Consider the following 11513-nt stretch of genomic DNA (forward strand, 5'->3'; position numbering starts at 1 on the left):
ACGCCCCGCCACCCCCACCGAGAAAGGACCCGAGCCCTTGAACAGCGCGGACAACGACCTGGCCCTGTGGGCCCGGCGCTACCACCCGGCCGAGACCGCCACCACCCGGCTGGTCTGCTTCCCCCACGCGGGCGGCTCGGCCAGCTTCTTCCACCCCGTCTCCGCCCGGTTCGCCCCCGGCGTCGACGTCATCGCCCTGCAGTACCCCGGCCGCCAGGACCGCCGCCACGAGCCCTGCATCACCGACATCGCCACCCTCGCCGACCGGATCACCGACCGGCTCATCGACCTGGACGACAAGCCCACCGTCTACTTCGGCCACAGTATGGGCGCCGTCCTCGCCTTCGAGGTGGCCCTGCGGCTGGAGGCCAAGGGCGCGGCGTCCGCCCCGAAGGCCGTCATCGCCTCCGGCCGGCGGGCCCCCTCCACCTCCCGCCCCGAGACCGTCCACCAGCGCGACGACGACGGCGTCATCGCCGAACTCAAGCTCCTCAACGGCACGGACGCCGGGGTCCTCGGCGACGAGGAGATCCTGCGGATGGCCCTGCCCGCGATCCGCGGCGACTACACCGCGATCGAGACCTACCGCTGCCCCGAGGACCGCGTCGTCCGCTGCCCCGTCACCGTCCTCACCGGCGACGCCGACCCCCGCACCTCCCTGGACGAGGCCAAGGCCTGGGAGCGGCACACCGAGGGCGAGTTCCGGCTCGAGGTGTTCCCCGGCGGCCACTTCTTCCTCACCGGCAATCACGTGGCCGTGAACGCCGAGATAGCCCGCGAACTCGGGAAACTCTGATGCGCACGCTCCTCGTCGACAACTACGACTCCTTCACGTACAACCTCTTCCACTACCTGTCCGAGGTCAACGGCGAAGAGCCCGAGGTCATCCGCAACGACGACCCGGCATGGCGCCCGGAGCTGCTCGGCGCCTTCGACAACGTCGTCCTCTCCCCCGGCCCCGGCACCCCCCACCGGCCCGCCGACTTCGGGTTCTGCGCGGAGATCGCCGCCGAGGGCCGGATACCCGTCCTCGGCGTCTGCCTGGGCCACCAGGGCATGGCCCTGGCCCACGGCGCCTCCGTCGGCCGGGCGCCCGAGCCCCGCCACGGCCGGGTCTCGCCCGTCCGGCACGACGGCACCGGCCTCTTCGAGGGACTCCCCTCCCCCCTCGACGTCGTCCGCTACCACTCCCTCGCCGTCACCGAACTCTCCCCCGACCTCGAACCCACCGCCTGGTCCCCGGACGGCGTGGTCATGGCCCTGCGCCACCGCACCCTCCCCCTGTGGGGCGTGCAGTTCCACCCCGAGTCCATCAGCACCCAGGGCGGCCACCGCATCCTGGAGAACTTCCGGAAGCTGACGGAACGCCACCAGCGCGCCACCGGCACCCCGCGCGCCGCAGCGAGAACGGCGACGAGAACCACGCCGGGAACCGTGCCCGCCCCGGCGGAGCACGCCGCCCCCACCCGGCGGCTGCGCGTGCTGACCGAGTCCCTCCCCACCCGCTGGGACCCCGAGGTCGTCTTCGACCGGCTCTTCCGCACCGGGAACCACCCCTTCTGGCTCGACAGCAGCCGCACCGGCGGCCCCCTCGGCGAACTCTCCGTCATGGGCGACGCCTCCGGCCCCCTCGCCCGCGTCGCCACCGCCGACGTCGCCCGGGGCACCGTCACCGTGACCGCCACCACGGAACCCGCCCGGACCGTACCCGGCGACTTCCTGACCTGGCTGGAGCGGGACCTGCGCGCGGCCCGCGTCGAAACCCCCGGCCTGCCCTTCGACTTCGCCCTCGGCTGGGTCGGCTACCTCGGCTACGAGCTCAAGGCCGAGTGCGACGGGGCCGCCGCGCACCGCCCCGCCGAGCCCGACGCCGTGATGGTCTTCGCCGACCGTGCCGTCGTCTTCGACCACCGCACGGACACCACCCACCTGCTGGCCCTCGCCGAGGACACCGACGAGGCGCCCGCCCGCGCCTGGCTGCGGACCACCGCCGACCTCCTCGACGGGGCCGCCGGCCATGACCCCGGCCCCTGCGACCGGCCCGTACCGCCCGGCACCACCGGGATCCGGCTGCGCCACGACCGCGACACCTACCTCAAGCTCATCGCCGCGTGCCAGGAGGAGATCAAGGCCGGCGAGACCTACGAGGTCTGCCTCACCAACATGATCGAGGCGGAGGCCGACCTCGACCCCTGGCAGGCGTACCGCTTCCTGCGCCGCACCAGCCCCGCCCCCTTCGCCGCCTACCTCGGCTTCGCGGACCTGTCCGTCCTCAGCACCTCCCCGGAGCGCTTCCTGCGCATCGACCGGAACGGGCTGATGGAGTCCAAGCCCATCAAGGGCACCCGGCCGCGCGGCGGCTGCGCCGAGGAGGACGCGGCCCTCGTCGAGGAGCTCGCCTCCTGCGAGAAGGACCGCGCCGAGAACCTGATGATCGTCGACCTGGTCCGGCACGACCTGGGCCGCTGCGCCGAGATCGGCTCGGTCACGGCGTCCCCCGTCTTCCAGGTTGAGTCCTACGCCACCGTCCACCAGTTGGTGAGCACGGTCCGGGCCAGGCTCCGGGAGGACGACTGCGCGGTCACGGGCGTCCGGGCCGCGTTCCCCGGCGGCTCGATGACGGGTGCGCCGAAGATCCGCACCATGCAGATCATCGACCGGCTGGAGGACGGCCCCCGCGGCGTCTACTCCGGGGCCATCGGCTACTTCTCGCTGACCGGCGCGGCCGACCTGAGCATCGTCATCCGCACCGTGGTGCTCAGCGGCGGCACCCTCCGCTACGGCGTGGGCGGCGCGATCATCGCGCTGTCGGACCCGGAGGCGGAGTTCGAGGAGACGGCGGTGAAGGCCACGCCGCTGCTCGAGCTGCTCGGCGCCGAATTCCCCGGCCGCGCGCCCGCGACCCACCCCTGACCGCCGCACCGGGCCCGGCCGGCGACACCGGCGCCCATCCGAACCTCCGGGAGTGACGATGCCCGTCCGCACCACCGACTACACGATCGACCCGACGGCCGGTTCCCCCGGCGTCCTGGGCGGCTTCACACTCCCGGACGTGTTCCAGGCCGCCGTGAGCGCCGCCCCCGACGCGGTGGCCCTCGTCGACGGGGAACGCTCCTGGACCTGGCGGCAGTGGCACGCCGACGTCGACGCCCTGGCCAGGGGCCTCCAGGAGCTCGGGGTGGCGCCCGGCGACGTGGTGGCGGCGCACCTGCCCAACAGCTGGGAGTTCCCCACCCTCCACCTGGCCGTCGCCGCCGTCGGCGCCGTGCTGCTGCCCGTCCACCAGGGCAACGGCCCCAAGGACGTCCACGCCCTGCTGAGCCGGGTCGAGCCCGCGCTCGCCGTCCTCCCCGCCGCGACCCAGGACGGACGCGAACACGAACTGACCGTCCGTCATCTCCAGCGGACCGTGCCCTCACTCGGGACCGTCCTGCTCACCGGCACGGCCGGCAAGCAGGAGGACGAGCCCGGCACGGCCCGGCTGGACACCCTGCTGGCCACCTGGTCGGGCCACGCCCCCCACCCCGTGACCGTGACCCCGGACATGCCGTTCGTACTCGTCCCGTCCTCCGGCACCACCTCCGCCCGGCCGAAGATCTGCCTCCACAGCCACGACGGCCTGCTGTCGAACACCTCGGCCGTCACCGCCGAGGCCCCGGAGGCGTTCGCCCGCGCGGTCGTCACGGCCTGCCCCCTCACCCACCTCTTCGGCCTCCAGTCCCTCCACTCGGCCCTGTTCGCCGCCTGCCGGCAGGTGCTGCTGGGCTCCTGGGACCCCGACCGCTTCCTCGCCCTGGCCCGGGAGGCCGACCCGAGCGTCGTCTTCGCCGTCCCCGCGCAGCTCCACGACGTCGTCACCCGGCTCACCGAGACCGGCGAACCGGCCGGCTTCCGGCCCCACGAGGTGCGCACGGCGGGCGCGGCCATCCCCGGCCCGCTCGTCGCGGGCGTACGGGACGCGCTCGACTGCGCGCTCGTCGTCGTCTGGGGAATGTCCGAACTGGGCACCGGCACCCGCACCCGCGCCGACGACCCCGCCGACGTCGCCACGCGCAGCGTCGGCCTGCCCACGAACGGCGCCGGGATCCGCGTCGTCGACGAGGACGGCCGCGACTGCCCCCCGGGCACGGTCGGCGAACTGCGCTACCGCAGCCCCGGGATGTTCCGCGGCTACTACCGCGAGCCGGAGCTCACCCGCGCGGCCGTCACCGACGACGGCTGGCTGCGCACCGGCGACCTGGCCGCCCTGGGCCCCGACGGGCGGGTCGCGTTCCACGGCCGGTCGGCCGAGATCGTCAACGTGGGCGGCCGGAAGTTCAACGCCACGGAGATCCAGGGCCTGCTCGCGGACCTCCCCGGCGTGGGCCCCCTCGCGGTCCTGGGCGTGCCGGACGCCCGCCTCGGCGAGTACCCCTGCCTGGTCGTCACGGAGAAGGCCGCTCCCGCGCCCGGCCTCGCGGAGGTGACGGACTTCCTGCGGCGGCGCGGCGTGGCCGACTACAAGATCCCGCTGGAGGTGGTCACGGTGCCGGAGCTCCCACTCACCCCCGCCGGCAAACTCCACCGCCGGGCACTGGAACAGGCGCTCGCCACGGGCGAGATCGCCCGGGGCCCGGTCTGCGACGGCCCGGACCGGCGGCCGTGCACGGTCGAGGAGGCGCTGGACCTCGTCCGCGGGTGCGTGGCCGACGTCCTGGCGGGCGTATCGGTGGGCGCCGACGGGGACGTGCCCGGGGCCGGCCGCGGGGACGTGCCTGGCCTGCAGGACGCCGTCCCCGCGGAGGCGACCTTCCGTGATCTGGGCCTCGACTCCGTCCTCGCCATCCGGCTGCGCAACCTCCTCCAGGAGGCGACGGGGCTGCCCCTGCCCACCACCCTGGCCTTCGACTTCCCCACCCCGCTCGCCGTGGCGCGTGCCCTGACCGGCTGCCCCGCCGAGGAGACGGCACCGGAGGCCGTCCCCGCGCACGGAGCGGACTCCGGCGAGCCCGTGGCCGTCATCGGCATGGCCTGCCGACTGCCGGGCGGCGCGAACTCCCCCGAGGAGCTGTGGGCCCTCCTCGCCGACGGCACCGACGCGGTCTCCGGCTTCCCCACGGGCCGCGGCTGGGACCTCGACCGGCTCTTCGACGACGACCCCGAGCACCGGGGCACCTCCTACGCCCGCGAAGGCGGCTTCCTCCACGACGCGGGCCACTTCGACGCGGGCTTCTTCGGCCTCTCCGACCGGGAGGCCCTGGCCACCGACCCCCAGCAGCGGCTGCTGCTCGAGATCTCCTGGGAGGCCCTGGAACGGGCGGGCATCGACCCGACGACCCTCAAGGGCACCCGCACGGGCGTCTTCACCGGCGCCATGTACCACGACTACGCCACCGACCGGGCGGGCGCGGCGGCCGATCTGGAAGGGCTGCTGGGCATCGGCACGGCCGCGAGCGCCCTGTCCGGGCGCGTCGCCTACACCTACGGTTTCGAGGGCCCGGCCCTGACGGTCGACACGGCCTGCTCGTCCTCGCTCGTCGCCCTGCACCTGGCGTGCCAGTCCCTGCGGTCCGGCGAGTCCTCCCTGGCCCTGGCGGGCGGGGTCGCCGTCATGGCGACCCCGGCGTCCTTCGTCGAGTTCTCCCGGCTGCGCGGCCTGTCCCCCGACGGGCGCTGCAAGTCCTTCGCGGACGCCGCCGACGGCGCGGCCTGGTCCGAGGGCGCGGGACTGCTCCTGCTGGAGCGGCTGAGCGACGCCCGTCGCAACGGCCACCCGGTGCTGGCGGTCGTCCGGGGCTCCGCTGTCAACCAGGACGGCGCGTCCAACGGCATCACCGCCCCCAACGGCCCCTCCCAGCAGCGCGTCATCCGCCAGGCCCTCGCCAACGCCGGGCTGGAGGCGGCGGACGTCGACGCCTTGGAGGGCCACGGCACGGGCACGGCCCTCGGCGACCCCATCGAGGCGCAGGCGCTGCTGGCCGCGTACGGCAAGGACCGGGACGCGGACCGGCCGCTGTGGCTCGGGTCCGTCAAGTCGAACATCGGCCACGCGCAGGCGGCCGCCGGCGTCGCCGGTGTGATCAAGACTGTGCTGGCGCTGCGCCACGAGGTCCTGCCCGGGACCCTGCACGTGAACCAGCCGTCCTCGCACGTGGACTGGGCGGCGGGTGCGGTGGAACTGCTGACGGAGGCGCGGGCGTGGCCCCGGGAGGACGGGCGGACGCGCCGGGCGGGCGTGTCCTCGTTCGGGATCAGCGGCACCAACGCGCACGTGATCCTGGAGGAACCGCCGGCAACGGCGGCGGACCCCGTCGGGCCTTCGGGTGAGGATGACGGGCCGGCCGTGCCCTGGGTCCTGTCCGCCCGCACCGACGCGGCCCTGCGCGCCCAGGCGCTGCGGCTGGCCGAGCACGCGCGGGCGAACCCCGCCCTGTCGGCCCGGGACATCGGCTACTCCCTGGCCACCACCCGGGCCCTGCACGGCCGGCGGGCCGTCGTCACCGGCTCCTCGCGCGAGGAACTGCTCGCCGCCACCGCCGCGTTCGGCGGCGGCGAGCGCGCGCCCGGCGTCGTACGCGACGAGAGCGCGCCCGGCGACATGGCGTTCGTCTTCACGGGCCAGGGCAGCCAGCGCCCGGGCATGGGCCGGCGGGCCGCCGCGGCCTTCCCCGTCTTCGACGCGGCGCTGCGCGAGGTCTGCGCGGTCCTCGACCCGCTGCTGGAACGGCCGCTCACCTCGGTGATGTGGGCGGCCCCCGACTCCGAGGAGGCCGGGCTCCTCGACGACACCGCGTACGCCCAGCCGGCGCTGTTCGCCGTCGGGGTCGCGCTCCACCGGCTGTTCACCTCATGGGGAGTGGTCCCGGACCACCTGGTGGGCCACTCGGTCGGCGAGATCACCGCCGCCCATGTGGCGGGGGTCCTCGGCCTGCGGGACGCCTGCGCGCTGGTCGCGGCCCGGGGCAGGCTGATGGGGGCGCTGCCCCCGGGCGGCACGATGGTGGCGGTCCGCATCGCCGAGGACGAGCTCACGCCGTGGCTGGCCGGGCTCGCCGACAGCGTGGCCGTCGCCGCGGTGAACGGGCCGCGCTCGGTGGTGCTGTCGGGCGCGGAGGGCCCGCTCACCGGGCTCGCCGACCGGCTCGCGGCCGCCGGGCACAAGACCCGGCAGCTCGTGGTGAGCCACGGCTTCCACTCGCCGCTGATGGAGCCGATGTTGGCGGAGTTCCGGGAGGTCGTCGAGGGGCTGTCCTTCGCCGCCCCGGCCGTGCCGGTCGTCTCGGCCCTCACCGGCCGCCCCCTGACCGCCGAGGAGGCCCGCGACCCCGGCCACTGGGTGCGGCACGTCCGGGAGGCGGTGCGCTTCAAGGACGCCGTCGACCGGTTGCGGGGCGGGCCGGCCGCGACGACGTGCTTCCTGGAGCTGGGCCCGGACCCGGCGCTCACGCCGATGATCGACGAGTGCGTCCAGGCGACGGCCGGCCGGCCGGGGGCCGTCACGATCGTCCCGACACTGGCGACGGGTCAGGACGAGGCGCGGGCCGCGCTCGCCGCCGCGGCCCGGCTCCACGCCCACGGCGCGTCCGTCGACTGGCGGGCCGTGCTGCCGGCGGCCGTGCCGGTGGCCCTGCCGACGTACGCCTTCCAGCGCCGCGAGTACTGGGTGGGCTCGGCGGCCACGGCCACCGCGCCCCCGGCGCCGCCCGTGATGCCCTCGGTGCCCGCCGTCGACGACACGGGCGCGTCCCCGCTGCGGGAGCGGCTGGCGGGGCTCGACGGGCCGGAGCGGGATGAGTTGCTCCTGGGCCTGGTCCTGGCCGAGGTGACCGCCGTGCTCGGCGGGCGCGGGCCGCAGGGCGAGGACGCCGGGGCGCAGCCCTTCACGGAGATGGGCATCACGTCCGTGAACGCGATCGAGCTGCGCGGACGGATCATCGAGGCGACCGGCGTCCGGCTCCCGGCGACGCTGGTCTTCGACCACCCCACTCCGGACGCCGTCGTCGCTCTGCTGCGGGAACGCCTGGAGGAGACGGCGACGCGGTCGCCGCGCGGGGTGACCGGTCTGGTGGACGAGCTGGAGTACCTCCTCTCCACGGGCGTCACGGTCAACGCGGAGACGGCGGCCCGGCTGCGGGCCCTCGCGACCCGCTGGGGCCCGGAGACCACACCCGAGGCCGAAGTGCCGGAGAGCGGGCTGGACCTGGACTCGGCCAGCGACGAAGAGCTGTTCCGGCTGATGGACGGGGAGTGAGGGCACCCGCGACGTTCGAAGCGGGGCGTGAGCGCGTGGGTGAGCGAGTGGGTGAGCGAGTGGGTGAGTGCGGGCGCGAGTGCGGGCCCTGACCGGTGGGGCGCCCGTCGCCGACGGTGTGCGCCGGCGCCCGTTCCCGGGGCCGGCGCACCCTCACCCTACGACCCGGCTACGCGCCGGCCCGCCGGGCCAGGGAGTACAGGGGCCAGCCGTCGTGGTCGGCGTGGGTGGACACCTCGGTGAAGTGGCCGCTCGCCCACAGCAGTTCCGGCACGGACTCGCCGTGGACGTGCCCGTGCTCCACGACGAACCCGCCCCCGGGCCGCAGCAGCCGCCCGGCCGCCGCGACCACGTGCCGGATGACCCGCAGCCCGTCCGGTCCGCCGAAGATCGCCTGCCGGGGCTGGTGGGTGCCGAACTCCGGGGGCACCTCCGCACCGTCCGGCATGAACGGCGGGTTCGCCACCACCAGGTCCACCCGTCCGGTCAGCTCCTCCAGGAGCCCGGGGCGGGTGACGTCCGCCTCGTGGAGGACGATCGGGGTGTCGCCCAGCTTGACGCGGCGCTCGCGGTTGCGGCGGGCGAAGTCCAGCGCCAGCGGGTCGAAGTCGACGGCGTGGACGGTGGCGTCGGGCCGCCGGTGGGCCAGGGCCAGCGCGATCGCGCCCGAGCCGGTGCACAGGTCGGCCACGAGCGGCGCGGAGACCTCCGCGACGGCCGCCAGCCCGCTGGAAAGGACCAGCTCGCTGTGCGGGCGGGGGACGAACACCCCGGGACCCACCGCCACCTCGACGCCGCCGAGCTCGGCGAGGCCGGTCAGGTGGCCCATCGGCGCCCCGTCGGCCCGGCGCCCCACCAGCCTGCGGAACTTCGCGACGACCCGGTCGTGCGGCTCGAAGTCCGCGACCAGCTCGCCCACCCTCCTGCCGAGCACATGGGCGGCGATCTCCTCGACCTCGCCCCGGGGGGCGGGATGCCCCTTGCGGCGCATGATCGCCACCGCCTCGTCCAACAATTCCCCGAGGGGCTCTCGTGCCATGGATCCTCCCTCTGCGCGGCCATCGGTCGACGGACGCCGAAGCAGCAACCATGCACCCGACAGCCCTAGGTGAGACCCGAGACTTTTCGTGTTACGGCCGGTGGCCGGTCAACTCCCGGGTCCCGCATGCTCGCTGTCGGAAATCACTCGAAAATCACGGCGTTTTCGCCATCTCATCCATCTGCGGGAGAACAGCCATGAGTGGGCTCACCGTACCTGTCGACGCCCCGATGGCCGGGGACGACATCATGATCGAGACCGAGGACGTGGGCAAGGTCTTCGGCTCCGTACGCGCACTGGACTCGGTGAACATCACCGCCCGGCGGGGCACCGTCCTCGCCCTGCTCGGCCACAACGGCGCGGGCAAGACCACCCTCGTCAACATCCTCGCCGCCGCCCTGCCGCCCAGCTCGGGCCGGGCCAGGGTGGCCGGTTTCGACGTCACGCGCGAACCCCGCGAGGTCCGCCGACGCGTCGGCCTGACCGGCCAGTTCGCCTCCGTCGACGCCCAGCTCAGCGGGCGGGAGAACCTCGTCCTCATCGCCCGGCTGCTGGGCGCCGACCGCAGGTCCGCCCGGGCCAGGGCCGACGAACTGCTGGAGCTCTTCGGGCTCCAGGAGTTCGCGACCCGCCGGCCGGGCACCTACTCCGGCGGCCTGCGCCGGCGCCTCGACCTCGCGGCGAGCCTCGTCGGCCAACCGGACGTCATCTTCCTCGACGAACCCACCACCGGGCTCGACCCGTCCAGCCGACTGAGGCTGTGGGAGATCGTGGAAGGGCTCGTCGCCCAGGGCACCACGGTCCTGCTCACCACCCAGTACCTCGACGAGGCGGACCGGCTGGCCGACTCCATCACGGTGCTCTCCGCCGGATCCGTCATCGCCGGCGGCACGGCCGCCGAGCTCAAGGCCACCGTCGGCCAGCGCACCGTCACCGTCACCCCCGACCCGGCCACCGGCCCGGACGCCGCCGCCGCGGCCCTGCGCCGCGCCGGGATGGAACCGGTCCCGGACCGGGAGAACGGCACGGTCGTCATCGCCATCGAGGCGTCCAAGGACATCGCGGCCGTCATCAGGGCCCTCGACCACGCGGGCATCGAGGCCACGGAACTGTCCTTCGGCGAACCCAGCCTCGACGACGTGTACCTGGCCCTGGCCGACCAGCAGACCCGCCCCCGGCCGGCGGCACCGGCGGCACCGGCGGCACCAACGGTCGTCCCGTAAACCCCCGTCCCCATCCCCACCCCCGCCCATCCGCATGTTCGCGTTCACTGTGGAGACTCCATGACCGCACCGCTCACCCGGACCCCCGAGGAGGGCACGGCGGCGCCGGTCGCCCACGCCCCCGGTCGCCCGGGCAGCCCCACCGCCTGGGCCGGCAGCTCCATGCTCGGCCAGGTACGGGTGCTCACCGGCAGATCCCTCCGGGCGATGGCCACCGACCCCGGCACGGTCCTGTTCGGCCTGATCCAGCCCGTGATCATCCTCTTCGTCCTCACCCAGGTCTTCAGCAAGATGGGCCACCCGCCCCACTTCCCCAAGGGCGTCAGCTACCTCGACTTCGTCCTGCCCGCCGTCCTCGTGGACAACGCGGTCCAGTCCGCCATGCAGAGCGGCGTCGGCCTCGTCGACGACCTCAAGAACGGCATCGTCGCCCGGCTGCGCTCCCTCCCCATCCACCCCAGCTCGCTGCTCATCGCCCGCAGCATCTCCAGCCTCGTGCGCAGCGCGATCCAGGTCGTCATCATCCTGCTGCTGGGCATCACCGTGCTCGGCTACTCCCCCAAGGGCGGCGCGGGCGAACTCGCCGCCTCCGCCGGGCTGACGCTCTTCATCAGCTGGACGCTGGGGTGGGCGTTCATCGCGGCCGGCGCGTGGCTGCGGCGCGCCGAGCCCATGCAGAACCTCGCGATCATCGCCATCTTCCCCCTGATGTTCGCCTCCAGCGCCTATGTGCCCGTCGACGACCTGCCCGCCTGGCTCCGGGTGGTCGCCGAGGTCAACCCGCTGACCTACGCCATCGACGCCACGCGCGCCCTGGCCCTCGACGTGCCGGGCGCCGACGCCGCGCTGCCCGCGGTGCTCATCAGCGGCTTCATCGCCGTGGTGGGCGCCGTGGCGGCGGTGCTGGGGTTCCGGCGTCCGCTCTGACGAGTCCTTCCTCTCACCTGCATACGACTCACCTGCATACGACGCTGCCCGTACCGGGATTCCGGTACGGGCAGCGCGCTGTTCGGGGCTGGTG

Annotated in this window: 6 protein-coding genes; 5 read left to right on the top strand and 1 reads right to left on the bottom strand. The window is 74.6% G+C overall.

Features of this window, described 5'->3' with window-relative positions:
* The first annotated feature begins 37 nt into the window (after positions 1–37).
* From IE096_RS08125 to IE096_RS08135, 3 genes are read left to right on the top strand one after another with little or no spacing between them, the layout of a single operon-like run.
* The gene (locus IE096_RS08125; protein ID WP_189450111.1) at positions 38–796 is read left to right on the top strand and encodes a thioesterase II family protein; all 759 of its coding nucleotides are present in this window, start codon (positions 38–40) and stop codon (positions 794–796) included.
* On the top strand, positions 796–2913 hold the full coding sequence (gene pabB / locus IE096_RS08130) for an aminodeoxychorismate synthase component I (RefSeq protein ID WP_189450113.1): 2118 nt from the start codon (positions 796–798) through the stop codon (positions 2911–2913). Before IE096_RS08125 ends, pabB begins: the two co-directional genes overlap by 1 nt.
* Before the next feature lie 58 nt (positions 2914–2971).
* On the top strand, positions 2972–8230 hold the full coding sequence (locus IE096_RS08135; RefSeq protein WP_189450908.1) for a type I polyketide synthase: 5259 nt from the start codon (positions 2972–2974) through the stop codon (positions 8228–8230).
* A 169-nt stretch (positions 8231–8399) separates the two neighbouring features.
* On the opposite strand, the gene IE096_RS08140 is transcribed toward IE096_RS08135, so the two are convergent.
* Positions 8400–9269: a N5-glutamine methyltransferase family protein gene (locus IE096_RS08140; protein ID WP_189450115.1), complete on the bottom strand. Its 870-nt coding sequence runs from the start codon at positions 9267–9269 to the stop codon at positions 8400–8402.
* Between the two features lie 197 nt (positions 9270–9466).
* On the opposite strand from IE096_RS08140, the gene IE096_RS08145 reads away from it, so the two are divergent.
* Both IE096_RS08145 and IE096_RS08150 read left to right on the top strand, forming a co-directional pair.
* Complete coding sequence (locus IE096_RS08145) at positions 9467–10492, top strand: ATP-binding cassette domain-containing protein (protein WP_189450117.1); 1026 nt, start codon at positions 9467–9469, stop codon at positions 10490–10492.
* A gap of 60 nt (positions 10493–10552) precedes the next feature.
* The gene (locus IE096_RS08150) at positions 10553–11419 is read left to right on the top strand and encodes an ABC transporter permease (RefSeq protein ID WP_189450118.1); all 867 of its coding nucleotides are present in this window, start codon (positions 10553–10555) and stop codon (positions 11417–11419) included.
* Positions 11420–11513 lie beyond the last annotated feature (94 nt).

Origin of the sequence: Streptomyces abikoensis, from assembly GCF_014648775.1 — a bacterium.
Classification (GTDB): Bacteria; Actinomycetota; Actinomycetes; order Streptomycetales; family Streptomycetaceae; genus Streptomyces; species Streptomyces abikoensis.

What these genes read in the sequence shown, in the direction of transcription:
- pabB (WP_189450113.1), top strand. Translation starts at nt 796, where the DNA reads ATGCGCACGCTCCTCGTCGACAACTACGACTCCTTCACGTACAACCTC.
- IE096_RS08135 (WP_189450908.1), top strand. Translation starts at nt 2,972, where the DNA reads ATGCCCGTCCGCACCACCGACTACACGATCGACCCGACGGCCGGTTCC.
- IE096_RS08140 (WP_189450115.1), bottom strand. Translation starts at nt 9,269, where the DNA reads ATGGCACGAGAGCCCCTCGGGGAATTGTTGGACGAGGCGGTGGCGATC.
- IE096_RS08145 (WP_189450117.1), top strand. Translation starts at nt 9,467, where the DNA reads ATGAGTGGGCTCACCGTACCTGTCGACGCCCCGATGGCCGGGGACGAC.
- IE096_RS08150 (WP_189450118.1), top strand. Translation starts at nt 10,553, where the DNA reads ATGACCGCACCGCTCACCCGGACCCCCGAGGAGGGCACGGCGGCGCCG.